Origin of the sequence: Polyangium sp. 6x1 (genome assembly GCF_029946515.1) — a bacterium.
Classification (GTDB): Bacteria; Myxococcota_A; Polyangia; order Polyangiales; family Polyangiaceae; genus Polyangium.
Genome location: NZ_JARZHH010000012.1, coordinates 1 through 24,552, shown reverse-complemented (window position 1 = coordinate 24,552; position 24,552 = coordinate 1). Strand labels below are relative to the sequence as shown.

Annotated in this window: 23 protein-coding genes; 9 read left to right on the top strand and 14 right to left on the bottom strand. The window is 67.7% G+C overall.

Annotated elements, in window-relative coordinates; all coding sequences use genetic code 11:
- Positions 1 to 10: 10 nt before the first annotated feature.
- From QHF85_RS14220 to QHF85_RS14190, 7 genes are all read right to left on the bottom strand, one after another.
- A complete protein-coding gene (locus QHF85_RS14220; protein WP_281327702.1) occupies positions 11 to 967 on the bottom strand; it encodes a carbonic anhydrase family protein in 957 nt (318 codons plus the stop codon).
- 136 nt (positions 968 to 1,103) lie between these two features.
- Positions 1,104 to 2,327: a cytochrome P450 gene (locus QHF85_RS14215; protein ID WP_281327701.1), complete on the bottom strand. Its 1,224-nt coding sequence runs from the start codon at positions 2,325 to 2,327 to the stop codon at positions 1,104 to 1,106.
- A 49-nt stretch (positions 2,328 to 2,376) separates the two neighbouring features.
- Entirely contained in the window at positions 2,377 to 2,703 is a 327-nt protein-coding gene (locus QHF85_RS14210) for a 2Fe-2S iron-sulfur cluster-binding protein (RefSeq protein ID WP_281327700.1), read from the bottom strand.
- Positions 2,704 to 2,740: 37 nt separating this feature from the next.
- A complete protein-coding gene (locus tag QHF85_RS14205; protein ID WP_281327699.1) occupies positions 2,741 to 3,985 on the bottom strand; it encodes an FAD-dependent oxidoreductase in 1,245 nt (414 codons plus the stop codon).
- A gap of 43 nt (positions 3,986 to 4,028) precedes the next feature.
- Positions 4,029 to 4,820, bottom strand: coding sequence for a sigma-70 family RNA polymerase sigma factor (locus QHF85_RS14200; RefSeq protein ID WP_281327698.1), 792 nt, complete (start codon positions 4,818 to 4,820; stop codon positions 4,029 to 4,031).
- Entirely contained in the window at positions 4,817 to 6,406 is a 1,590-nt protein-coding gene (locus QHF85_RS14195; RefSeq protein WP_281327697.1) for a DHA2 family efflux MFS transporter permease subunit, read from the bottom strand. Before QHF85_RS14195 ends, QHF85_RS14200 begins: the two co-directional genes overlap by 4 nt.
- Positions 6,407 to 6,420: 14 nt before the next feature.
- Positions 6,421 to 7,665, bottom strand: a complete 1,245-nt coding sequence (locus QHF85_RS14190) for an HlyD family secretion protein (protein WP_281327696.1) — start codon at positions 7,663 to 7,665, stop codon at positions 6,421 to 6,423.
- Positions 7,666 to 7,857: 192 nt separating this feature from the next.
- Between QHF85_RS14190 and QHF85_RS14185 the strand changes: the two genes are divergently transcribed.
- From QHF85_RS14185 to QHF85_RS14175, 3 genes are all read left to right on the top strand, one after another.
- A complete protein-coding gene (locus tag QHF85_RS14185; protein WP_281327695.1) occupies positions 7,858 to 8,451 on the top strand; it encodes a TetR/AcrR family transcriptional regulator in 594 nt (197 codons plus the stop codon).
- A 27-nt stretch (positions 8,452 to 8,478) separates the two neighbouring features.
- Positions 8,479 to 9,081 carry a cadmium resistance transporter gene (locus QHF85_RS14180; RefSeq protein WP_281327694.1) on the top strand — a complete coding sequence of 201 codons (603 nt, stop codon included), beginning with the start codon at positions 8,479 to 8,481 and terminating at the stop codon, positions 9,079 to 9,081.
- A gap of 120 nt (positions 9,082 to 9,201) precedes the next feature.
- Complete coding sequence (locus QHF85_RS14175; RefSeq protein WP_281327693.1) at positions 9,202 to 10,983, top strand: ATP-binding protein; 1,782 nt, start codon at positions 9,202 to 9,204, stop codon at positions 10,981 to 10,983.
- Positions 10,984 to 11,485: 502 nt separating this feature from the next.
- Here QHF85_RS14175 and QHF85_RS14170 read toward each other — a convergent pair.
- The 5 genes from QHF85_RS14170 to QHF85_RS14150 all read right to left on the bottom strand — a co-directional run bounded on the left by QHF85_RS14170 (position 11,486) and on the right by QHF85_RS14150 (position 15,374).
- Positions 11,486 to 12,256: a LamG domain-containing protein gene (locus QHF85_RS14170; protein WP_281327692.1), complete on the bottom strand. Its 771-nt coding sequence runs from the start codon at positions 12,254 to 12,256 to the stop codon at positions 11,486 to 11,488.
- Positions 12,257 to 12,431: 175 nt separating this feature from the next.
- The gene (locus tag QHF85_RS14165) at positions 12,432 to 12,842 is read right to left on the bottom strand and encodes a hypothetical protein (RefSeq protein ID WP_281327691.1); all 411 of its coding nucleotides are present in this window, start codon (positions 12,840 to 12,842) and stop codon (positions 12,432 to 12,434) included.
- Between the two features lie 609 nt (positions 12,843 to 13,451).
- The gene (locus QHF85_RS14160; protein WP_281327690.1) at positions 13,452 to 13,877 is read right to left on the bottom strand and encodes an STAS/SEC14 domain-containing protein; all 426 of its coding nucleotides are present in this window, start codon (positions 13,875 to 13,877) and stop codon (positions 13,452 to 13,454) included.
- Positions 13,878 to 13,941: 64 nt separating this feature from the next.
- Positions 13,942 to 14,298, bottom strand: a complete 357-nt coding sequence (locus QHF85_RS14155) for a GlsB/YeaQ/YmgE family stress response membrane protein (RefSeq protein WP_281327689.1) — start codon at positions 14,296 to 14,298, stop codon at positions 13,942 to 13,944.
- Between the two features lie 68 nt (positions 14,299 to 14,366).
- Positions 14,367 to 15,374 carry an alpha/beta hydrolase-fold protein gene (locus tag QHF85_RS14150; protein ID WP_281327688.1) on the bottom strand — a complete coding sequence of 336 codons (1,008 nt, stop codon included), beginning with the start codon at positions 15,372 to 15,374 and terminating at the stop codon, positions 14,367 to 14,369.
- Between the two features lie 657 nt (positions 15,375 to 16,031).
- Between QHF85_RS14150 and QHF85_RS14145 the strand changes: the two genes are divergently transcribed.
- From QHF85_RS14145 to QHF85_RS14130, 4 genes are all read left to right on the top strand, one after another.
- Positions 16,032 to 17,156 (top strand): hypothetical protein, encoded by a 1,125-nt coding sequence (locus tag QHF85_RS14145; RefSeq protein WP_281327687.1) that lies wholly within the window; start codon positions 16,032 to 16,034, stop codon positions 17,154 to 17,156.
- A 35-nt stretch (positions 17,157 to 17,191) separates the two neighbouring features.
- On the top strand, positions 17,192 to 19,123 hold the full coding sequence (locus QHF85_RS14140; protein ID WP_281327686.1) for a hypothetical protein: 1,932 nt from the start codon (positions 17,192 to 17,194) through the stop codon (positions 19,121 to 19,123).
- Positions 19,124 to 19,660: 537 nt separating this feature from the next.
- The gene (locus QHF85_RS14135; RefSeq protein ID WP_281327685.1) at positions 19,661 to 20,116 is read left to right on the top strand and encodes a hypothetical protein; all 456 of its coding nucleotides are present in this window, start codon (positions 19,661 to 19,663) and stop codon (positions 20,114 to 20,116) included.
- Positions 20,113 to 21,183, top strand: a complete 1,071-nt coding sequence (locus QHF85_RS14130; protein ID WP_281327684.1) for an RNA ligase family protein — start codon at positions 20,113 to 20,115, stop codon at positions 21,181 to 21,183. Before QHF85_RS14135 ends, QHF85_RS14130 begins: the two co-directional genes overlap by 4 nt.
- On the opposite strand, the gene QHF85_RS14125 is transcribed toward QHF85_RS14130, so the two are convergent.
- Together QHF85_RS14125 and QHF85_RS14120 are read right to left on the bottom strand one after the other, a co-directional pair.
- Positions 21,159 to 21,878, bottom strand: coding sequence for a hypothetical protein (locus QHF85_RS14125; protein ID WP_281327683.1), 720 nt, complete (start codon positions 21,876 to 21,878; stop codon positions 21,159 to 21,161). The two genes, QHF85_RS14130 and QHF85_RS14125, sit on opposite strands and share 25 nt — an antisense overlap.
- Positions 21,878 to 23,143, bottom strand: a complete 1,266-nt coding sequence (locus QHF85_RS14120) for a PAAR domain-containing protein (RefSeq protein WP_281327682.1) — start codon at positions 23,141 to 23,143, stop codon at positions 21,878 to 21,880. The genes QHF85_RS14125 and QHF85_RS14120 overlap by 1 nt, the downstream gene beginning before the upstream one ends.
- 143 nt (positions 23,144 to 23,286) lie before the next feature.
- On the opposite strand from QHF85_RS14120, the gene QHF85_RS14115 reads away from it, so the two are divergent.
- Both QHF85_RS14115 and QHF85_RS14110 read left to right on the top strand, forming a co-directional pair.
- A complete protein-coding gene (locus QHF85_RS14115; protein WP_281327681.1) occupies positions 23,287 to 23,823 on the top strand; it encodes a rhodanese-like domain-containing protein in 537 nt (178 codons plus the stop codon).
- Positions 23,820 to 24,254 (top strand): MauE/DoxX family redox-associated membrane protein, encoded by a 435-nt coding sequence (locus QHF85_RS14110; protein WP_281327680.1) that lies wholly within the window; start codon positions 23,820 to 23,822, stop codon positions 24,252 to 24,254. The genes QHF85_RS14115 and QHF85_RS14110 overlap by 4 nt, the downstream gene beginning before the upstream one ends.
- Positions 24,255 to 24,552: the final 298 nt, after the last annotated feature.

Genomic DNA, 24,552 nt, shown 5'->3' with positions numbered 1-24,552 from the left:
GAGCTCGTGCTCAGGGAGCCGGCGTTCCCGGATAAAACGTGATCGTGCGCCCGTCGAGAGGCTGCACGTGGCGCGCGTTGTCCGGAAAGACCGAGATGAACTGGCCGATCTGCTCGGCGGAGGCGAGGATCGGCTTCTCCAGGAGGATCCATTGCACGTGCTCGCCGCAATCGGGCGTCGTGAGCGATCCGTCGTACCGGTAGAAGCCGCCGCGGTCGCCGAGGAGCACGTCGGCGAGGCCCTCGGTTTGCAAGCAGCTCCCTTCGCCGTCTTTTTCGGGCAGGTGCCCGAAGAGCGGGGCGAGGAATGTGTTTTCCTCCGGGCCGACGTCGATCATGACGGCGACGACCGCGCGCCGCGGAGGGCCGCCCTGGGACGCGGGGGGCGCGGAATGGACGAAATGCGCTTCCATCGGGTGCGCCTTTCCTGCGATGCGATGCTCGCTCGGCGCGTGAAAGTGGAACTGCTCGAGCGTGTACGTGACGCCGTCGAGCACGAGCGTCCCCCCCGGATGGTCGTGCGGGAACAGGAACATCAGGGTATGGCCGTTATCGTAGAAACGCCCCGGCCCATCGGCGTACGCGCGGCCCTCGAGCCCGGATCGCGCGGCGTCGCCGGGGACGGGACGTTCGATGTCGATGGGGGACTGGCTCCTGCCGGTCTGGCAATTCGGGTACCCGTCGGTCGTGGCCCAGTGATCCTGCCCCTCGGGGCCATCGTATTCCCAGGGATGGCCGTGCGGCTTCGGGGCCGCGGGGCACATCGCGGGGTCGATCGACGTCTCCGCGGCGCCTTCGGGCGGCGCGCTCTCCATGCAGGCACCGAGGCCGAGGAGGGCGAGCGCCGCGAGGATGAGTTTCGCGCGACCGGCGTGATCCCGGGTAATTGTCTTTTTCGGCATTTTGTCGGCGTTCTCCTGGAAGGGGGCGCGCTGATTCTGCACGCGGACGATTCCGATGAAGAGCACGCCGGGGAGACGGCGCGAGGCGGAACGAGGTTCCCGTTATGGGCGCTCGGTCGCTGCGCTCGGAATGCGGGGAACGGGTTTCGATTCCCCATTTTAGGGAATTCCGCGCCCTCGCGGATGGGCGATTGCGGGAGGGCTATTCCCAGACCAAGGGGAGGGTCGTGACCGCCAGGTTGAAGCCGCCCGTGAAGCGCGCCGGCGCCTTGGGGTCCAGGCGGAAGGGCGGCACGCGCCGTAACCACTCCTGGTAGAACACCTTCATCTCCAGGCGGCCCAGGTTCAAGCCGACGCACCGGTGGGGGCCCGTGTTGAACGTCATGTGCTGCTCGGTCCGGCCCAGGATGAATTGCTCGGGGTCCAGGAACGCCGCGTCGTCGTAGTTGGCCGCGGGCAGGAGGAGCAGGAGCGCGTCGCCCTGTTTGAGCTGGACGCCATGGAAGACCACGTCGCGCGTCACCATCCGGGGCGGGGACGCGACGCCATAGAGCCGCAAGAGCTCCTCGATGGCTGCGGGCAGGAGGCTCGGATCGGCCCGGAGCTTTGCCTGCAATTCCTGATCGCGCGCCAGATGCCGGACACCGAAGCTCAGGGCATTCACCACGGTGTCGAGCCCCCCGAGGAACAGGGTGATGCTGTAGCCCAGCATCTCCTGGAACGTGGGATTTCGGCCGTGGATGTTCGCGTCGAGCAGCCAGCTGATCAGGTCGTCCTCGCGCTTCTCCTGCCGGGACTTGATGGATTCCGCGAGGATCCCCGCGATCCGCTTGAAGGTCTGCTCGCGGGTCGCGTGATCCACCGTGGCGGACGTGGCCTGCGTGGCGAGCTCGCGGAACTCGGCGAGGCGGTTCGTCGGCATGCCGGCGAGCTTCATGAACAGCGTCACGGGCAGCGGCTCGGCGATGTCCGAGAGGAAATCGCAGCGCCCCGCGCCGAGCACCTTGTCGATGAGCTCGTTCGTCATGTCCCGGATCGCCGATTCGAGCCCGGCGACGGACTTGGCCGCCAGCGGCTGGTTGAGCGGCGCCCGGTATGCCGTGTGCTGCGGCGGATCGACCCCGATGGGCAGCATCATGAAGCCCGGCTGCGGGGCCTCGTGCTCCCCCGAGCCACCAAAAAGGCTGTTGCTGTAGATCTCGGGGTTCATCGTGATGTCCACGATGGCCTTCTTCCGGGTCACGAACCAGTGGCCCCCATTGTGCGGGGAGAAGAAGATGGGCGGGGCTTCGAGGACGAGCGAGCGCATCCGGGCGTGCGGATCCTCGAGCATCCGCGGATCTCTGCTGCTGTCGTAGTCGTAGACGAGCTCCGGCGGGACGTGCGCGGGAATCGTGTCCAATTTCTGTCCGCTGAACGGGTGCATGTTCGGACCTCTCTCGGGATTGAAAAAAATGTGGCGGTTTGTCCGGTCCTCACTCGCTCGTCTGCGAGACGGGGAGACGGACCACGAGTCCATCGAGCGCGGGCGTCACCGTGAGCTGGCAGGTCAAACGGCTGTTCGGCTTGACGTGATAGGCGCACGCGATCATTCCCTCTTCCGCCGCATCCGGCGGGGGGACCTTCGCGAGCCAGGCCTCGTCGACGTAGCCGTGGCAGGTCGCGCAGCTCGCGAAACCTCCGCACTCGGCGACGATCCCTGGCACGAGGTTGTCCATCGCCGCCTGCATGACGGATTGACCCTCCGCTGCGTCGACCTCGTGCTCCTTCCCATCCGCCTCGATGAATTTGATCTTCGGCATCGTGTCCTCCTCGATTCGTTGCGCGGTTCGATGATCTTCAAGCCGCGAGGCTCTGGAGCGGGACGGCCGCGTCGCCGAGGCGGGCGACGTCCACCTCCGCACGGCTCGCGACCAGTCGCTTCGCGGCCATGAAATCTGCGGGGCGGCCGATGACGTCCGCGGCGATGACCCGCCTGCCCGCGAGATAGAAGGCCGAGAATTCCTTGCCCCCGGCGGAGCCTCGCGTGACGCAACGCTCGTAGCCCGCGGAGAGACCCACCATCTGCAGCTTCAAGCCGTACTGGTCCGACCAGAACCAGGGAATGGCGGCATAGGGCTCCCGCTTGCCCATCAGGGTGGCGGCCGCGACGCGCGCATGCTCGATGGCATTGGGCACGGATTCGAGTCGGATGCGCCCGCCCGTGAACGTGCTGGGCTGATTCGCGCAGTCGCCGATCGCGAGGATGTTCGGATCGGCCGTGCAGGCGCATTCGTCGACGACGATGCCGTCATCGACGGCGAGGCCCGCTGCGGCGGCGAGCTCCGTGTTCGGGACGAGCCCGATTCCCACGAGCACGAGATCCGCGTCGAGCCGCTCGGCCGCGCCATGGCACGCGATGCGCACGCCGCGCACGTTTCGCTGCGCCTCGTCGAGCTCGAATCCTTGCACCTCGCAGCCGAGCCGGAGATCCACGCCCCGCTCGCGGTGAAGCTGCTCGATGAACGAGGACACCTCTGGACCCGTCACGCGGGCGAGCAGGCGAGGCGCCGCCTCGAGAACCGTCACCCGCAGCCCGAGCTCGACGGCCACGGCCGCGACTTCCAGCCCCACGTAACCGCCGCCAATGAGCACCAATCGGCTCCCCGCGACGAACTTCGCGCGCATTGCCTCGATATCGGAGATCGATCGCACCGAGAACAGGTTTTCGAGGTGGGTCGTCTCCTCGCCGCGGAGGCGCAAGCGACGCGCCCGGCCTCCCGTGGCCAGGACGAGCTTGTCGTAGCCGAGGCGGCTTCCATCCTGCAGGGCGAGCTCTCGCGTGGAGCGGTCGATCGCCTCGACGCGCGTGCCGAGCCTGAGCTCGATGCCGAAGCGCTCATACGTCGCCAGTGGCTTGAGGTAAAGATCGGTCAGCGCCACCTTTCCACGCAAAAATCCTTTGGAAAGCGGAGGCCTTTGGTAGGGCGGATGCGGCTCGTCTCCGAGCAGCACGATCCGCCCTTGATAGCCCTGCTTTCGCAATCCGGCCGAAAGCTCGCCACCGGCCTGGCCGGCTCCGACGATGACGACGCGCTCTTCCATGTCTGGGAACGTTCCTCTCTCGATGTCACCGCGGGCCCGGGATTCAGATCTCCGCGAGCGCGCGCAGATGACCACGCATTCGCTGCTTGGCCTTCTCTTCGACCTGCCGGACGCGCTCCTTGCTCACGCCAAATGCCGCCCCGAGCTCGGCCAGCGTCGCGGGTTCGTCCGACATGATGCGGCGTTCGAGCACATGCTGCTCCCGCGGTGAGAGCTCGGAGAACGCCGTCTTCACGGCGCGCGTGAGCCGCGCGCGCTCGTCGGCCCGACAAACCTCCGCCTCGGGCGAGAGCGCGCTGTCCGCGGGACCGTCGTTGTGGGCCGACGTGTCGAGCGGCGCGTCGGGCCCCGCGAGCAAGGGGAGAAGCTCGTGGGCGCGCTGCTCGGACAAACCCGTCTGCGCGGCGAGCGTCGTCGCGTCGTTCACGAACGCGCGGCGAAAGAAGCGCACCGCGCGCCGCTCCGCCTTCGACGTGCCGAGGCGCACGATCCGGTAATTCCGCGTCACGTAATCGCGGATCTCGGCGCGAATCCAGTAGTTCGCGAACGTCGCGAGCCGGGTCCCGCGCGACGGATCGAAGCGGTCGGCCGCCTGGAGCAGGCCGATGTTGCCCTGCTGCACGAGGTCCTCGAGCGGCGCGCCCCAGCGCTCGTATTCGCGGGCGATCGTCATCACGTACGACAGGCACGCCTCGATGAGCAGCCGCCCAGCCTCGCGATCGCCGGCTTTCCAGCGGATCGCGAGCTCCCGCTCGACCTCCGCGCTCAGGATCCGCCGCCGCGCGAGCTCCGCGCGGTACATCGACAGCGCGTCGGGTTGTGATTGCGCGCTCAATGCCCCGCCTCCACCTGGACGCCCTGCTGCGGTTTGCCGAGCAGCATCACGAGGGGCAAGAACAAGACGATGATGACGCCGGCCAGCCAGAACGTGTCCGCGAACGACATGATCGAGCCCTGTTGCGCCACCGTCCCGGAGAGCAGCGAAAGCGCGCGCTGCTTGGCCTCCACCGCCGAGGCGCCCTTGGCCATCATCGCGCCCGTCAGCATGTTCAGCCGCTCGATCGTCGCGGGATCGTTCGACACGAGCTTCTCCGCGACGACGGCCGCGTGGAAGGCCTGCCGCCGGACGAGCATCGTCGAGAGAAGCGCCACGCCGATGCTGCCCCCGAGCTGCCGCGTCAAATTGAAGAACCCCGTCGCCGACGCGACGTCCTTGCGCGGAATGGGGCCGAGCGAGGCCATCGAGAGCGGCAAGAACATGAACACGGTGCCCAAGGAGCGAATGATGAGCGGCCAGAAAAGATCGGCGCCGCTCGTCATCGGGTTCATCGAGGAGAGCATCACGAGCGAGCCCGCCAGGATGACCGCGCCGATCATCAGCATGAGCCTCGGGTCCACCTTGCGTGACAGCTTCCCCGCGAACGGCATCATCGCCGCCGTGGTCAGCGCGCCCGGCAGCATCATGAGGCCCGTTTGTTGGGACGTGTAGCGCAGGTTCGTCTGCGCGAAGATCGGCACCGCGAAGAGCCCGCCATACAGGGCCATCCCCATGACGACCGAGAGGATGCTGCCCGCCCATAAAGAGCGGTATCCGAGCACGCGCAGGTCCACGACCGGATCGTCGGACGCGAGCGCGCGGCGCACGAAGAGCACGAGCGACACGAGCGACGCGATACACAGGACGACGATCAGCGGATCATCGAACCAATCGTGGGAGTTTCCCTCCTCGAGGAACGTCTGCATGCAGCCGAGGCCCATGGCCAGCATGGCGATGGCGATCCAGTCGATTCCCTTCTTGGCTGCGGCGTGCGGCTCGTCGGCCGGGAGCGCCGAGAGGCAAAGCAGCACCGCGAGCGCGCCGAGCGGCAGGTTGATGAAGAAGATCCACCGCCAGCCGATGTTGGTCACGATGTAACCACCCAGCGTGGGGCCGATGGTGGGGCCCGCGATGACGATGGCCCCGAAAAACGCCTGCGCCGTGGGTTGCTCCTCCTTCGGGAACGTCTCGAAGAGGATCGACTGCGCCTTGGCCATCAGGCCGCCGCCGGTGAGCCCCTGGAGCACGCGCGCGACGACCAGCATCGGCAGGTTCGTGGAGAGTCCGCACAGGACCGAGGCCACCGTGAAGCCCACCAGCGAGAAGATGAAATACTTTTTCTTGCCAAACCTATGCCCGAGCCACGCGGCGAGCGGCAGGATGATGACGTTCGCGACGCCGTAGCTCGACACGATCCAGCTCGCCTGGCTCATCGTCGCGCCGAGCGAGGTCTGCATGTCATTGAGCCCGACGTTGACGATGCTCGTGTCGATGAGCTCGAGCAGCGCGCCGATGGCCACCGCGATGGCCACGGCCCACTTGTTGGTCGCAGGCGCGGCCGCGGCGAGCGCGGGCGGCGGGAGGGCGAGCTCAGCCTGGGCCATGACAACCTCCCTTTCTAGCCGCGCGTGTCGATCGACAGCTCGACGCTCATGCCCGGCCGGAGCACGAGGCCCTGCGGCACGTCGCGCAGTTTTACGCGCACGGGGACACGCTGAACGACCTTCGTGTAGTTGCCGCTCGCGTTGTCCGGCGGCAGGAGCGTGAAGCGCGAACCGGTCGCGCCGGACAAACTCTCGAGCTCGCCGTGCAGGGTGACGCCCGGCAGCGCGTCGATCACCAGGTGCGCGGGCTGGCCCGGGTGCATCTTCGCGACCTGGGTTTCCTTGAAGTTCGCCGTCACCCACACGAGCGGCGTCACGAGCTGCACGACGGCCTGACCCGCCACGACCTGCTGCCCGACGGCGATCGTCTTCTTCGAGGCCACGCCGTCTGCGGGCGCCACGATGCGCGTGTACGAGAGCTCGAGCTTCGCCAGATCCCGCGCCGCCTTGGCGATGGCCACCTGCGCCCGCGCCGTCTTGGCCCGCGCACGCGCCTGCGCCACGAGCACGTCCACGTTGCTCGATTGCTGCAGTTTGGCCGAGGCCTCCGTCGTGCGGCTGCGCGCCACGGCGATGTTTGCCCGCAGCGTCGACAGCCGCGCGCGCGCCGCCTCCAGGTTCGCCTGCGCCACGGCGAAGCTCGTCTCTTCCTTTTCGAACGAGGCCTGCGGCAGCGCGCCCTGCTCGAGCAGCTTGCGGTTGCGGTTGAGATCGGCCTCGGCTTGCTTGAAGGCCGTCTCCGACGACTTGACGGAAGCCTCGGCTTCCTTGAGCTGATCGGCCGCCGACACCACGCCGCCTTGCGCCGTCTGCAGCGACGCCTCGGCGACGGACTTGTTGCCGTTGGCGTTGATCTCGGCCACGCGCGCGTCGGCTTCGGCCGCCTCGGCCGCCGCCTCCGCGGCCTCCACGTTGGCCTCGGCCTGCGCGAGCTTCGCCTTCGCGCTCTCGTCGTCGAGCACGGCCAGCGTGTCGCCCGCCTTGACCTGCTGGTTCTCGGTGACGAGCACCTGGGCGATCGTCCCGCCCGTGCGCGCCGGGACCGCGATCACCTCACCGTCCACCTGCGCGTTGTCCGTGCTCTCCAGGGAGCGGTGCGTCCAGGAGTACCCCCCGCCGCCCACGGCTGCGGCGAGCAGCAGGACGAACAGGAGCGTGCGTCCCTTGCTTTTCGGCTTCTCGGAGGCGCCCGCCGCAGCGCTTCCTTGCGCGGCAGGGGCCTGGGGAACGACGTCGGACGGGGCGGTCGCAGTGCTCATGTTTGGACCTCAAGGCAACTCGTTGTTGCCATAATACCCGGGCGCGGGTAGATTGCAACAACGAGTTGCCTTTGTGTCTGCCGAGCGGGAAAGTCCTGGAGGATCCGCTAGGTTCGAGGTCAGCCCATGCGTTCCGCGTCCGAGCCGCCCCCCCCGTCCGTTCATCGAACCCGCCGCACCGAGGGCACCCGCTTGCGTGGACGCGCAGAGCGCGTGGTCTCGGCGGTGCTGTCCGCCACACACGAGGAGCTCGGCCGCGTCGGCTACGGGGCGCTGCGCGTCGAAGACGTGGCGGCGCGCTCGGGGGTGAACAAAACGACCATCTATCGGCGCTGGCCGACCAAAGCGGAGCTCGTCACGGCGGCCCTGCGCGCGGCCAACGACGAGCAGGAGCAGCCCGACACGGGCACGGTGCGCGGGGATCTCCTGGCCGTGGTGATGAGGTCCGTGCATCTGTGCCAGACGCCCACGGGCCGGGGCATCGTGCGGATGCTCCAGATGGAGCGCGCGGATCCGGAGGTCGAGGCCCTCTCGCGGGCCCTGCGCGATCGACGCCGGCAGGACAATACGGTGTTGCTCGAGCGCGGCGTCGCGCGCGGCGAGCTGCCCGCGGGCGTGAACATGCAGATCATCCTCGACCTGATCTTCGGGGGGATCCACGGGCGCCTCATCCATCGCGGCGAGGACGTGAGCGAGGACTACGCCGCCGCGGCGATCGACATCGTGCTCGCGGGCGCCTGCGCGCGCGCGGCGCGCATGCCGAGCGAGGAGCGATCGCAGACGTAGCGCGTGTGGTAGGTGGTTCTACCCGACATGGGTGACGCACTCTCGGCGCTCGGCGTGGGCATCGTCGTGTTCGTATCCACGAATGTCGACGATCTCGTCCTGCTCTCGGCGTTTTTCTCGGACCCGACGGTCAAACCCCGTCATGTCGTCGCGGGTCAGTTCCTCGGCATCGCCGCCCTCGTCGCGGCGAGCGCCGCCAGCGCACTCTTCGCGCTCGTCGTGCCCGAAGGATGGATCGGGCTGCTCGGAATCTTTCCGCTCGTGCTCGGGCTTCGTGGCCTCGTGGCGTTGCGACGGGAAAACGAAGATGCGGCTGCCTCGGATGCGGCGCCGCGCCCCGGCATGCTGGGCTCCAAGGTGCTCGCCGTCGCCGGTGTCACCGTGGCGAACGGCGGGGACAACCTGGGCGTTTACATTCCGCTTTTTTCGAGCGCCCCGAAGCTCGTGCCCCTGTACGCCGCCGTATTCGCGGCAATGACCGCCGTCTGGTGCGCCGTCGGTTATCACCTCGTCCACAATGCCCTCTGGGGACGTCGCATCCAGCGCTGGGGCCGCCGAGCACTGCCGTTCATCCTGGTCGCGCTCGGCCTCACGATCCTGTCCCGCGCGCTCGTGCTGATCCGTCCCTGAAGCGAAAGGCTCCACCCGAGCCGCGCCGGGCGCTGTCCTCGCCATGGAGAAATGCAAGGCGGCAGCGTTATTCGAAGCAGTACGCTCGCGCCCATCGCATAGGATGGCGGGACAGGTGCCATGCAACCCGACGATCGCGATCATCCCGCCCGAGAGAGCACGCGCACCGATCGGCTGCGGATGCTGGCCGAGCTCGCCCGCATCTTCGCCGAGACGACGAACGACTACGATCGCCTCCTGCGCACGGTCGTCGAGGAGACAGGGCGGCTCATGGACGCGTACTGCGTGCTCGGGCTCGTGTCCGAGGACGGCGCGTGGTGGGACGTAGCCACGGAGTTCGCGCCCGATCCCGAGACGCTGACGACCATCGAGGCGCTCATGGACTCGAGGCGCCTCTCGCGCGAAGAGGAGGGGTTCGCGCCGACCGTGCTCCGGACCGGGCGGCCCCTCGTCATGCACGCGCCGCTGCCCGCGTCGTGGACCGCGAAGATGCGGCCGGAGCTCCGCCATCTGCTCGAGCGCATCGGGTTTCGCAGCGTCGTGTGCGTCCCGCTCCGGGTCCGAGGCGCGATCCTCGGGACGCTCACCCTGCTGCGCCTGGGCCCAGGGGCGGCCCCGTTCGCGCAGTGCGACCTCGATCTCCTGCTCGTGCTCGCCGATCTCGTGGCGATGACGATCTCGAACGCTCGTTTGCTCTCGACCGTAAAGGCCGAGCTCGCCGAGCACAAGCGCACGCGCGAGGTGCTCGAGCGGACCGAGGAAAAACTGCGTCAATCGCAGAAAATGGAAGCCATCGGCCGGCTCGCCGGCGGCGTCGCGCACGACTTCAACAACATCCTGTCGGTGGTCCTCAGCTACAGCGATTTCCTCCTCGAGGAGCTACGCGCCGGCGAGCCGATGCGCGAGGAGGTCGAGCAAATTCGTCTCGCAGGCAAGCGCGCCGCCGACCTGACGCGTCAGCTGCTCGCATTCAGCCGCCAGCAGATCCTCTCGCCCCGCGTGCTCAACCTGAACACCGTCGTCGCGGGCATCGATCGGATGCTGCGCCGGCTCCTGCGCGAGGACATCGAGATGCGCACGGTGCTCTCGCCAGACCTCCACCCATGTTTCGTCGATCCGGGGCAGATGGAGCAGATCCTCCTCAATCTCGTGATCAATGCCCGCGACGCGATGCAGGAAGGCGGGCAGTTGACGATCGAGACCGCCAACATGGATCTCGACGAGCCCTACGTCGCCGAGCACCCCGAGGCGAGCGTCGGGCCACACGTGGTGCTGTCGGTGAGCGACACCGGCGTGGGGATGGATCGAGTCACGCAAGCGCGCATGTTCGAGCCATTCTTCACGACCAAACCAAAGGGCGTAGGCACAGGGCTCGGTTTGTCGATGGTGTACGGCATCGTCAAGCAGAGCGGCGGCTGCGTCTGGGTCTACAGCGAGCCGGGGAGGGGGACGACGATCAAGGTGTATCTGCCGCGCGCCCGCGACGGCGCATTCGACGCACCCGCAGCCGAGGCGCAGGAGCTCCGCGTGCGCGGATCGGAGACAGTTCTGGTGGTCGAGGACGACCCACAGGTCCGCATGCTGGTACGCGGGATCCTCTCCCGCGCAGGCTATCACGTCATCGAAGCAGCAAACGGCGGCGAAGCGCTGCTCACGTGCGAGCAACACGGCGCGACCATCCACCTGCTCCTCACAGACGTCGTGATGCCCAAGATGAGCGGTCGGCAACTCGCCGAACGGCTGCGGCACGTGCGGCCCGACATGAAGGTGATCTTCATGTCGGGCTACACCGAGAATGCAATCGTGCACCACGGCGTGCTCGACTCGGGCATCAACTTCATTCCCAAGCCAATCACCCCCGAAGCCCTCCTCCGAAAGGTGCGCGAGGTGCTCGGAGGCTAGCTGGACGGCGTTTCGCTGGGGCTTTGCCCCAGGCCCCAGCAGGGGTTGTCCACCCCTGCACCCGGACCAGCGCAAGCGCTGGACTCGGGGTCGATGAACTGCGCGATGCGCAGTTCATCGAACGGCCAGGTCAAGACCACAGGCGATCTTGCCAAGCAAGACGGCAGCGCCGGCAGTTCAACTGGCAAGGTTGTCCCAACGGCCTGTGGGAAGAACTGCGCGCAGCGCAGTTCTTCCACGAAAGGTCCAGGGCTGGCCCTGCAGAGAGGGGGCGGACAACTTGAAAGACTTTCCCCGCATCGACTGCGCTTCGCGCAGTCGATGCCCAGAGGTCCAGGGCTGGGGCCCTGCAGAGAGGGGGCGGACAACTTGAAAGACTTTCCCCGCATCGACTGCGCTTCGCGCAGTCGATGCCCAGAGGTCCAGGGCTGGCCCTGGTTCGGGTCGAGGGGCGAACAGCCCCCGCGGGGTCCGGGGCGGCGCCCCGGCGCGGCGGCTCCCGTCAGAGGACGCCGTCGACGACGTCGAGGACCTCGGTGTCGCTGAGGGCGCGGGGGAAGACGCGCAGGTCCTCGTAGGATGCGGCGATCGTGTGGAAGTTGCTGTAGAATGCTGGGAGCCGCCGGCCGATGCGGAAGGACGAGAGGCCTTCGAGGTTGGTGGGTTCCCAGATGCTCGTGTTGCCCCAGGCGGCGAGCAGGCCGTCGATGTAGAGTGAGACCAGGCCTCCTTCGCGGACGACGGCGAGGTGGTGCCATTGCCCGTCGTTCACGGCCGTGGCGGCGTCCGACACTGCCGAGACGTAGTTCTTGCCTGCGTAGTCCTCGCAGAGCTCGACGGAGATCCTCCCGTCGCCGAGCAGGCGCACGGAGATGTAGTTTCCCGTCGATCCGGCGAGCCGGTTGCCGAGGATGTCGCCGTGGATGCCGCTGCCGCTGAATGACGTCTGGTACCAGTGCGAGATCGTGAAATCGGCAGTCCCGAATCGGCCCGCGGATTTGCCGAAATCGACGTATCCGTTCACGTCGTTGTAGCTCGTGGGCTGGATCGTGAGCACGTTCGAGCCGAAGGGGCCCGCCGATCGCGTCGCGTGGCTGCCGAGGGCCCCGTCGAAGAGGCCGGCGTCGTCGTACGCGATCGCGCCGTCCTCCTCGTCGAAATACCAGCGATGCGCGTCGGGCGCCGCGACGATGGCCGACGCCGCGGACGGGAAGGCGAGGAAAGCGAACGACAGCGCGAGGGACACACGCAGACGCGTGAGGCTTCGAAGCATGAAGAATCTCTCCTGGAAAAATGGCCGGGCAGAGGGCCGCGGCGGCGACCAGGATAAGAGAAGTGTCCCCTGGATTCGAGGGAATCCTGGTCGATTTCGTGCGGGCGGACGCGGAAGAGGGCTCCGGAGCGGTGGACGCTCGGGAGCCCTCGGGTGGCATTGCTGTAGTTTTGCGTCAGCGCTCGGGAGGCGGCATCGCGAACGTCGCTTCGCGCTTGATATCGTCGCCGGAGCCGACCTTGAATTTGCCGAGATCGATCTTGTTGCCGACCTCGTCCCCGTTCTCCTTCACGAGCACGATCGTCGCGTGGTAATTGTCCACGGGCAGCTCGATGCTCGATTCGAATTGATTGCACGGGACGCGGATCTGCGCGACGAATTCCTCCTTGTCGTTGCGGATGTCGATCAGCGCGCCAGTCGCGCTGTACGCCACGCAGTAGTTCGCGGCCCGCTGGTTGCTGATCGTCCAGTTCACGGACAGATGACCCGTGTCGCGCTCGGCCGTGCCCGTTTCCTCGCCCGCGCAGCCGAAAAGAAGGACGGAGGCAGCGCACGCCGCGGCGTGAACCAGGTAGCGTCGGATCATGAGTCGATCTCCTTTCTCGCTCGCAGAAAACGTCAGCAACGGCAGTGCCAGGGAAACAGAAACCGTGCTGCACGCTTTTCGTTCGTCCTGACCAAACGTCACGCCCATGCACGAGCGAGCGCGCCGAGCCGAGGGCCGAGCGGCCTCACGAGCATGGGGCGCATCGCTGGGGCTTTGCCCCAGGCCCCACCAGGGGCTATCCGCCCCTGGACCTGGACCAGCGCCCGCGCTGGACTGAGGGTCGATGAACTGCGCAATGCGCAGTTCATCGAACAGCCGGGTCAAGACCACGGGCGACCCTGAAAACCAAGACAGCAGCGCTGACGGCTTAACTGGCGACGCGGTACCACCAACGGCCTGTGGGACGAACTGCGCATCGCGCAGTTCGTCCCCAAAGGGTCCAGGGCTGGCCCTGCAGAGAGGGGGCGGACAGCTTTAAAAACTCTCCCCGCATCGACTGCGCTTCGCGCAGTCGATGCCCAGAGGTCCAGGGCTGGCCCTGGTTCGGGTCGAGGGGCGAACAGCCCCCGCGGGGCCCGGGGCAGCGCCCCGGCGCGGCGCCCCCCGATGAGACCCATGCTCGGGCGATGGGCCAGCACCTGCCGTCGTTCAGCCCCTCGCGCGGAGGCGGGGGACCTCTTCGGCGAGCCAGCGGCGGGCCTCGGCCTCGGTGGGGTGGAACGAGATCGCAGGGGTTTCTTGGGAGAGGACCCGGACGCCGCGGCTGATGAGCTCGAGGGTGATCCGGATGTAAAACGAGGCGCCGTAGATGGCCGAGGCGAGCACATTCGTGTGCTTCTGGACGAATTCGGTGACGTGCTTGCGGGCTGGCGTGTTGAGGTCCCCCGCGCTCGTCATGTCGAGCAGGATCAGGAGGTAACCGAACTCGTCGACGGTCGCCTCGTAGATGGAGACGAGCGTCTGCATCTCGAGGAGCGAGGTGTTGCCACGCATCACGGCGTGGACGATGGGCCCCTCACGCTTCACCTGGTGGAGGCCCATCTCGACTGGCGGGTAGGCACGCTCGGCGGTCATGCGAGCGTAACCATAGGCAAGGACGAGGGAAAAGTCGCGTCCGAACGAGCGCCCGGCGCGACGCCTAGGCGCGCGTCTCTGGCCCCCGCGGGTGCGGGCCGACGCCGCGCTTGACGAGGAACTGCACGACGAACGCCACGATCACCGCGCCGAGGATTGCAGGGATGATCGGGATCCGCGCGATCGTCGGGCCCACGGGGCCGATGAGCAGGGAGCCGATCCAGCTCCCGAGCAGGCCGGCCACCATCGCGCCCGCCCAGCCGTAGGGGAGGCGGCCGGGCACGACTCGATCGGCGATCCAGCCGACGAGCGCGGCAATGGCCAGGGTGACGAGCACGCCGAGCACGCTGAACGTCGCCCAGATGCCCAGGATGAGGGCCGCGACGATCAGCAACATGATGAACAGCAATCCGATCGACATGGACACGCGTCGGAGCAAGACGCGGGCCGTCTTCCTTCGAAGGCGAGCGGGCAGGGCTGCGGGGCGTGTCAGCTACGTGCGGCTTTGCCGAAGAAATACTGGAACGGGACGTGGCTGCGCGCGGCCCACGAATCTTCGTTGTGGAGGGCGCCGGGGAAGGCGAAATAGAGCAGGTCCTTGCCGAATTCGTAGCCCTTCGTGAGGAGCTGATCGCGCATCGCCGTGGTGCGCTCGTAGTTGTCGCGCGGCCAGCCGCTGTCGATGTAGAAGCGCACGTTCCGCTTGGGCTCGGATGCCACGCGCTCGATGAGGTCGTCCTGGTAGCCGAACGTGCTCGACAAGCAGGCCGCCTTGCCGAAGACGTGCGGGTAATGCCAGCCGAGGAAAAACGAGACCACGCCGCCGAGCGAGGAGCCCATCACGGCTGTGTTCTGCGGGTCGGTCAGGGTGCGCAGGCGCGCGTCGAGGAAGGGCTTCAGCTGGTTCACCATGAAATCGCCGTACCGCTCGTAGCCCGGCTTCGTGTATTCGTACATCCGGTCTTTCGCGTAGATGCCGACCACGATCACCTTGTCGATGAGGTTCATCGAATGGAGCAGCTCGACGTTCTCGTCGACGCGCCACTCGTTGCCGCCGAACGCCTCGTCGCCGAAGAAGAGGTTCGTCCCGTCGTGCATGTAGAGCACGGGATACCGCTTCAGCGTGTTCTCGTCGTACCCCGGGGGGAAGTAGACGCGGACGAGGTGGTTCGCCTCTGCGTCGCCCTCGGGCACCTGGACGACCGGGGAGAACGTGCCCTGCGCCGAGCAGAAGAAGTGCGGATAACAGCGGCGCGTCGAGGTGTCGCTCGTGGTGGCGAGGTAGTTGTCCCCCTGCGACCAGGTGAGCCCGCCCTCGCCTTCGAGGCAAGGCTTGAAGTAGAAGTACTTCTGGTCGGACTCGATCACGAACTCCGTTATCGTGCGATCGTCGCTGACGTACTTCGGCTCGACCGACCGATTCCAGTCGAATTCCGTCCGGAGCACGACGCGCCCGCGGGTGGCCGGGTAAAAGACCTGGATTTTGGCTTGGCCCATCGGTCGATTATCGGCGAGCGGGGAGGGCGTGTAAACATCTTTTTGGCGCTCGACGCGCCCGCGATCGCTTCCGAGGCGGGACCTATTTCGATGGACGAAGGGCAGACGGAGGTGGACCTGCAATGGGCCTCGACGTCGGGGCGCAGGCCGTGGGGACCACGAACGCTCAGGGCGTGCGTTCCGCGTCGCGCCAGGTGACGCGGGCGCGCGCGTCCCGGAGCAGCTTGCCAGGCGCTCCGGACGGCCGCGGCGGCGGGCGCACCGCATTTGGGGCATCCGACGAGGCCGGCGGCCATGACGGCGGCCGGGTGGAGCGCCCGGCTGGCCGCGTCGGTGGCCGCGTCACGCGCGGCTTGCCGGCCGATGAAGAACGGTGCTGTGGCCGATCCGTGGCCCACGGCGATGACGTCGGCCACAGCTTGGGCGCCGCAGCGATCACAGGTGAACTCGACGCGAATATCGTCGACGGCGGACGCGATGATCTCTTGGGCGACGTACACGGCCGGGCACGCTACGCGCGTGCGAGCCGGATCTCGAGCGCTCGCGAGGATACGGCAGGGCGGAGGACGTTCCGTGGGTTTGACGGTGGACGCGGATACGAGGACGCGCTAGCGGGCAATGGTGGAGTCGAGCGTGACAATCGGGGGGCGGGATACGATGAGAAAGCTTCGATTCGTGATGGTCGCGGGCGTCCTCGCGCTGGCAGCGTGCACAGGCGAGGTGTCCACGGACGCGGACGCGGGTCCGCTGCTCGACGCGGCGCCGCCGGATGCCTCGGAGCCGATGCCGGACGCCTCGGAGCCGCTACCGGACGACGCGGGGCTGCCGGATGCCGCGGAGCCGATGCCGGATGCCGCGGAGCCGACGCCGGATGCCTCGCCGCCGCCGCAGGTGCTCTCGTGCGACCATTTGCTCCCCGGCGCGGGGCTCTCGTACCACTTGCTGCATTCGGCGGACGGCTCCACCTGGGATTACGACCCGCAAGGCGCGCTCTCGACGCGCTCGGTCGGCTGGTATGACGCGAGCGCGAGCACGTTTGCGTGGGAGGAGACCTATGCTCCTGGGCACTGGCGGGCTTCGACGCAGATCGTCGGGACCGGCGGCATCGACGCGAGCGGGGACGAGGCCGTCTCGTACACGATGACCGTCCTCGACGCGCAGGGCGCGACGACGATGTGGAGCGTGACCCAGACGCGCGCCGATTGCACGGTGACGCGGCAGATGAGCGGCCCCGTGGGGGCCTACGACCACGTGGGCACGTACGAGGCTGCGGGGTACACGTATGCAGAGGACCGTGTGCCCTTCCTGTGGGTCGGCGACGTAAAGCCCCACCAGGCGACCGGCTTCCAGGCGCTCGACGGCACGTTCACCGAGACATTCACCGCGCCGCTGCCGCCCGAAGACGGGCTCGAATGGTGGTCCGGGTACACGACGAACCTCACGGGCAATGCGGACGGCGCGCTGTCGGGCACGTTCGGGCTGGGGACGGAGGGGGACGTCAGCGTCCTCGGCAGCTTCTCCGTTTCGCTCGACGGCACACACCAGGTAACGTGCCAGGGCGACTACTCCGATCTGAACGACGAGGCTTCGTTCGCGCTGGATCGCGGTGACAACGGGACCGGGACGGTGAAATACTTCCCGTTCTCCGGGGCGGACTTCGACTGCGCGCTGACGATTGCGGGCGGGGTATGCAGCGCCGTCTGCTCGAATGGCAAGCCGAACGGCTGTCCCTGGATTCTGCGAAACTATCGTCCGGGGGCCATTCTCCGGGAGCGGCCCTGAGGGGGCCTTCTTCCCCCTCCACGGAGGCTTTTGTTTTGTCGACCCTCGAGCAATATCAAGAGATCGCTCACCGCCATCTGCCGGCTCGCTCGCCCAAGTGTCTGCTTCATTTCCCGGAGAAGCCGGAGATGGGCGAGGACTGGACCCACCCCATCCGGATCAAAGACGACGAGCTCCTCGTCGAGCTGATGGCCGTCGGGTACGAGGAAGACGGCTCGATAGGTAGCGTCATGGTGTTCTGCGCGAGGTTCGACCTCGCGAAGCTCTCCGCGGCGCGCTGGGCGGCCTACTGGGAGGCCGCCGTGCGGGTGTTGCCAGAGGTCGGGTCCGGGATCGACGTCCATCGTCCGGACCTCATCGACGACCCGAGCAACAACACCGTGGAGGACTTCGTGCGGGGGTTTCACTCGCCGGAGCCGTCGGTCCTCGAGGAAACCCAGGCGGCGTACGAGGAGTTTCTGCGGAGCGCCCGACCGGAGCCGCGCGAAAAGACGCTCGCCCGCCGGGCCGCGGCATTCGAGCGCGCCATGGCGAACCACGACAAAGTGGCCGCGCGCTTCTTGCGTAGCCACGGGCTTCGCTTGCCGAAGAGCGCGGCGCTCACCTGGGCGATTTTCACCAGCCTGTCCCCGAACGAGTGGGCCGCCACCCGCGCGCTCATGGGGATCACCCCCACGAGCGTATCCTGCGGGGTCTTGCGCCTCTATTCGGACAGGGCGTTCGAGCTCCCGCTGAAGGAGGGCTTCGACGAGCGGATCCATTACGTCAGCGCGATCCACCCGCCCGAGGCGCCGGTGATGTTCCTGGCGGAGTGCGCGAGCTTTGCCTACTTCTTCGACGATCCGCGCGACCTACCGAGCGGCGTGGTCAAGTTCATGAACGACACCCCTTCGGTCTGGGTCGGCGAGACCTTTTGGGACTTCTTCATCCTCTGGACAGACAAGGTCTTGGAGCGGCCTTGGAACTTCATCGAGACGCAGAATCGGCGCGAGTTCCGGGAGCTCTTCTGCCAGCTCCGCCTGTTTCGCGAGGCGCTGGAGGATTTTCGCGACTATGCGGAGGCCGTTCGCGAGGAAGACCAAAAGGGGATGCGCTGGTCGTACGAGGAGCGCTCGCAGATGGCGAGGCAGCCGAGCGGCATCGGGATCGCGACCCCGCAAGGCGACAGCGAAGGCCTGTGGCTGCCGGAGAACATCCTCGAGGACGCGATCCAGTCCGAGATCGCCGAGCACGTGGACCAGGCGCGAAGCGAGCTCGCGCAGGGCAATCCCCGTTATGCGCTCGCGCTCGGCCGGGAGCTTTTTTGCCAAGGCCGCGCCTCGGTTCGTGGGGAGCCCTCGACGGAGTCCTACGCTCCGCCGTGGCAGGACGAATCGCTCGAGCTGCTCGTGGGTGCGTACGAACAGCTCGGCCGGGACGCGCTCGCGCAGAACGTGAAGGTGCTGCACGAGCACCGCGGCATCTTCCTGGAGAGCGCGTTCGTCGAGGTTCCTCCTTCCATCGAGATCCAGGAGATCAAGCTGCAGCACCACGTCGATCCGGGGCTCGGCACGCTCGTGGTGCAGGACGACGGGAGCGAGACGGTCGTCTGGGTGGGCGTGCTGCATCCCGAGACTGCTCCCTTGCGATTCTTCTTCGAGGCTCCGCGCGACGTCTGGCCCGACCAGGCGTCGCTCGGGCGGGTGAAGGCATTCCTGGCCACGAGGGACGAGCGAATCGCCGAGGCGCGCGCGGCCATCGTCGACGAGCTACAGCGCAACCCGGAGGGGCTCGGCGTGCAAGCGACGGACGTCGAGGCCTTGTTGCGCGAAGGAGAAACGTCGCTCGTGGAGCAGCCCGAGATCAGCCTGTATCTCGATGAGGGCGTGTTCGTCCTCTTCCGGGCGGGAAAGCTGCCCCCGTACGTCACGGTGACGTTCGACGCGGGTCGGCCACCGAGAGTGGATACCGTATCCGCCGGGGGCTGAAGCCATTTCGCTGGGGCTTTGCCCCAGGCCCCAGCAGGGGTTGTCCACCCCTGCACCCGGACCAGCGCAAGCGCTGGACTCGTGGTCGATGAACTGCGCGATGCGCAGTTCATCGAACGGGCCGAGGCAAGACCACGAACGACCCTGCCAACCAAGGCGGCAGCGCCGACGGTTCAACCGGCAACGCGCTACCACCGGCCTGTGGGAAGAACTGCGCATCGCGCAGTTCTTCCCCAAAGGGTCCAGGGCTGGCCCTGCAGAGAGGGGGCGGACAGCTTGAAAAACTTTCCCCGCATCGACTGCGCATCGCGCAGTTCTTCCCCAAAGGGTCCAGGGCTGGCCCTGCAGAGAGGGGGCGGACAGCTTAAAAAACTTTCCCCGCATCGACTGCGCTCCGCGCAGTCGATGCCCAGAGGTCCAGGGCTGGCCCTGGTCCGGGTCGAGGGGCGGATAGCCCCCGCGGGGCCCGGGGCAGCGCCCCGGCGCGGCGGTCCCATTGACGCCTCGCCGTGCGAGTGGTCTCCTCTCCCGCCCGCCATGCCCATTCCTTCGCGCTCGCTCCTCCTCGTCCTCGCCGCGTCCCTCTTCGCCTGCGCTGGCCAGACGCCTCCGCCGAATCCGCCTGAAGCGCCTCTCGCCGCGGCCGCGCCTGCCACGGGGTACGACGCGCGCGGGCAGTCCAAGGCTTGCGAGCCTCCGCAGGCCGATTGCCCGTCCGTCTCGCCCGATCGCGACCTCGCCGATCGCTGCTCCCTCGGGGGCTTCCGCATGATCCAGTGCGGCTGCGAGATGCTCTGCGCCGGCAACCCTGGCACGGGCGCCGCGAAGCAGCACTACGATGCCGAGGGCCACGGCAAGGCCTGCGCCCCTGCGAAGGACGATTGCACGCCGCCCCCGGCGAGCGCCGCCTTCCAGGACGCTTGCAACGAGAAGGGGTACAAGCTCGAGACCTGCGGCTGTGAATGGCTCTGCTCGGGAAACCCCGCTCCATGAGCTCTCCACCGATTCCCCCGTTCTCCCCCTACGAGAAGATCGCCGAGAGCCTCGCGGCCGCCCTTGGCGACGACGAAGCGGCCCACCGTGCGGCGAGCCGCGTCGAGTGGATCGTCACCGAGAAGATCCACGGCGCGAACTTCTGCTTCGTCACGGCTGGCGAGGAGGTGCGGTGCGCCAAACGGAAAGGGTTTCTCGCGGAGGACGAGGACTTTTTTGGTCATCGCGTCGTCCTGGGACGATTCTCGGGCGGCGTGCGGGATGTGTTCGTCCGCGTAAAAGACCGCGATCCGAAGGCCACGCTCGTCTTCGTGTATGGGGAGCTCTTCGGCGGTGGATATCCGCACCCCGACGTCCCGCCCGTCCCCTCCGTACAACCCGTGCAGACCGGCTGCTGGTATGCCCCGGGGATCGAGTTTTGCGCGTTCGACGTGGGGTTTGTTCGGGCCGGGGAATCCGAGCGCGTGTACCTCGATCAGGACGAGGCGCGCGAGGCCTGCGAGGCGGCCGGCATTCCCTTCGCCCGGTCGCTCTTCCGTGGACGCTACGAGGACGCGCTTGCTTACCCGCTCGGCTTCGAGACCACGATCCCCGCGCGGCTCGGTCTGCCTTCGCTCGGGCCCTCGAACAAGGCCGAAGGCGTGGTCCTGAAGCCCGCGCGGGCGCTCGTGGTGCCGCGGCGTGCGGGCGTGGTGCGGCCCGTCGTGAAACGAAAGATCCCCGAGTTCGCCGAGGACGAGCGCTTTCACGAGGCGGAGAAATGGGGCGGCGCGCGCGCGCCCGCGGCCTCGGCGCTCGATTGGCTCGTGCACGAGGCCTCGTCCCTGGTGAACGAGAATCGCCTGCACGCCGCCGTCTCCAAGGTCGGACCGACGCGGGCCGGGGACACGGCGCGGCTCGGCGAGGTGCTCGCGCTCGTCCGCGAGGACCTCGACGCGGAGCTCGGCGCGCGCCACGGCGACGCCTTGCGCGCGCTCTCTCCGGCCGACGCGCGCGCGCTCGCCGCTCACCTCGACAGCGAAGCGCGCGCCCTCGTCGAGCTCTACCTCGGCGCGGCTCCGCCCTGATCGACCGGGATTCCGAGCCGCTCGGCGACCTTGCGCCGCCACGCTTCGAGCGGCGAATCCGCCGCCGGGATCGGCTTCTCCGCGAGCTTGCGCACGGACAAACCGACCTGATCTTTCGCGTCGGGATCGGCACCGCGATCGAGGAGCTTGTGCACCTCGTCGTAGCGATTGAGGTACGCGAGGCGCAGCGCCGGCGTCTGCTCCATCTTGTTCTTCACGTCCACCGGGGCGCCGCGATCGAACAGGGTCCCCAGGTTTTGCCATTGCCCGAAGCTGAGGGCCTGGTGGGCGAGGGGGACGCCCTTCTGGTTTTCGAGGTTCGGGTCGCCGCCGTGATCGAGCAGGATGCCGAGGAAGCGCGGGTCGGGGCTCGTCGCGGCCACGAGCATCGGCGAAGAGCCGATCTTCGTGAGCACGTTCGGGTTCGCGCCGGCCGCGAGCAGGGCGCGCACGGCGAGCTCGTTCTTCGCGACGAGCTCGTACATGAGCAGGTTCACGTCCGAGGGCGCGATCTCGTCGAGATCCGCGCCTCGGGTGACGAGCGCGCGCAGCGTCGCCACGTCGCCGCGCTCGGCGGCTGCCGCGGCCTCGCGCAGCCGTTCGCTCGGGAACACCTCGTTCGCGGGCGGAACGGGCGGCTTCGGGCCGAGAATCCCCTCGAGACCTGCGGCGAATCGCTCGACGTCCTTGCCCATCACATCATCCCCTGAATGGTCGAGATGTCCTGGCTCTTTTGCTGCTCGATGCCGGCCTCGTGCGTGCTGTGCCGCTCGATCATCTCGCCGAACCGCTTCTTCTCTTGGTCGATCTCGGCCGCCGCCCAGTCCTTCGTGCGCTTGGCCATGCCGAACGGGTTCAGATACCCCCAGCCGCTGTCCGGGTGATCGAACGTCGGCTCCGGCGGCCACTGCCGGGCCGTGAAGCTGCCGTCCGCGTTCTGGTTCACCGCGTTCAGGCCGTACTTGTTGCCGATCGCGTCCGGCATCAGGCCGGCGATGGGCGAGTGCTCCTGCGCCCATGTGAGGATCTCGCCGTCGACCTGGTAGGCGTCGATGAGATCGTTCGACCGTGAAGGATCGAGCCCGTAGCGCTCGTACGTCTTGTCGTGGATGCCCGCGGCGTTGAAGGTGTTCGCCGGCAGGCCCGAGGCGAGGGAGCCGGCCGAGGCGAGGCCGCCGCCGAGCGAGTGGCCGGCGATGCTCACGTTGTTGCCGTAGACCGCGCCGACCTGCCGCGAGAGCTCGACGGCCTGCGTGTACTGCGCCCCTTCGAGGCCTGTGCCCTGCGAGAGGTTGCCCCAGAGCCAGTCGTTGCCGTTCCACTGCTTCCAGGTCTCGAACTCCGTGCCGCGCATGATCAGCCGGTAGCTGCCGTCGATGTCGGAGCGGTAGAGGTCGGAGTAGAAGCCGGTGCTGTCGTCGTGGAAGACGGAGTTGCGTAGCTCCGGCGGGAGATCGTTCGGGCCGAGGCGTGTCCAGCCTTCGGGCGCGCCGCTCGTCCGGTAGACGTCGTTCACGAGGCGCGCATCCTCGACGGACTTGTTGTTCCGGGCGAGGCGCTCGGCCGCGTTCGAGAGGCGATCCTTCTCGGGGCCGTTCGGCATCGAGGCTGCGCGCTGGCGGGCCTGGTCGATGAGGCGCAGGCGCTCCATGAGGCGCATGCGTTTGTCCGCCGCGGTCATCTTGCCGATGATCACCGTCGGACAACCTTCGTCGATGAGGCCGCCGTGCAGTGTGCCGTCGCCGAAGCGCGCGGCCATCTTGCCTTCGAGGAGCACGGTGGGCTCGCCGATGCCGATGATGTCGGGCGGCGAGCCTGTGCACTCGAGCTGGTCGGTCACGCGGGCTGCGGGCTCGCCTCCGACGAGGATGGTCGTCGCGCAGGCGGGCAGGATGTCCTTGCCGACGTGCTGCAAACAGAGGTGATGATCGCCTTTGCGCGCTGCGATGGGGTCGCTCATCCGGGGCCTCGGGGTCTTTCGGGCGGGGCCATGATCACCCGGGAGGCGAGGGGATGGGAAGCGTGAAATGGACCCACGCGGCGTGAACTCTCGCCGCTGCCTACCTCGCCTCCTTGCCGCTTCCGCGCTAGCTTCGCGGGAGGATGTCGTTTGGGCTCGATCGACCCCTCTTTCTGCGGTCGGCGGCGCTGCTCCTCGGGGGCGCGGTGCTTGGCCTCGGCATCAACGCTGCGCGGCCTGCGGGCGTTGCGCTCGTCGGCTTCGAGCCGCCCACGGCGTGCACTTCGGCTGCGGCCGAGGAGGCGCCCGTGATCGAGATGACGCCGCGGGAGGCGGCGAGCTTGTGTGGTCAGGCGGGCACGCTCTTCGCCGATACGCGTACGGCCGAGCGCTTTGCGGCGGGGCATGTGGCGGATGCGATCCACTTGCCTTGTGATGCGACGGCGAGCGGGGCCGAGGTGGCGATGAAGGAGCTTGGGCACGCGCAGACGATCGTGGTGTACGGCGAGTCGACCGAGGCGGCTTACGAGGTCGCCGAGACGTTGCGGCGGCGTGGGCTCAAGATGGACGTGCGTGTCTTGCGCGGCGGGTTTTCGGCCTGGGAGCAGGAGGGCTTGGCGTGTGCTTCGGGGCCGTGTCCTGGCTGCGCGATCCCCCACAAGCAGGAGTCGAGCCCGTGAAGACTGCGCTTCTTTGGCTCTTGCGCGTCGGCCTTGGCGGCATGTTCGTCGCGGCGGGTGCGCTCAAGTTCGGCGATCCGACCTCGTTTGCGCTGGAGATCCACAACTACCAGCTCCTGCCGGATCTTGCTCCGCTGCTTGCGGCGACGTTGCCTGTCGTGGAGATCGTCCTTGGGCTTGCGGTGCTCGTGGGGCCGCGGGCTTGGGTTCGCGCGGGCGCGCTTGCTTCCACGGTGGTGCTCGGGGTGTTCACGGTGGCCGTCGCGTCCGTGGTGGCGCGCGGGGTGAACATCACGTGCGGCTGCTTCGGTGAGGGATCGGGGCCGGTGACGATGTGGACCGTGCTGCGCGACGTGGTCCTCGTCGCGGCGGGCGTGCTGCTCTTCCGCCTGTCGAAAGAGCTACCGCCCGCGCGCGCGAAGACCGCCTGATCCCTTGCATCGACCGCATCGCGGTCGATGCACCCGAGGTCCAGGGCTGGCGCTGCAAAGGGGGCGGACACCTACAAAAACTTTCCCCGCATCGACTGCGCTTCGCGCAGTCGATGCCCAGAGGTCCAGGGCTGGCGCTGCAAAGGGGGCGGACACCTACAAAAACTTTCCCCGCATCGACTGCGCTTCGCGCAGTCGATGCCCAGAGGTCCAGGGCTGGCGCTGCAAAGGGGGCGGACACCTACAAAAACTTTCCCCGCATCGACTGCGCTTCGCGCAGTCGATGCCCCGAGGTCCA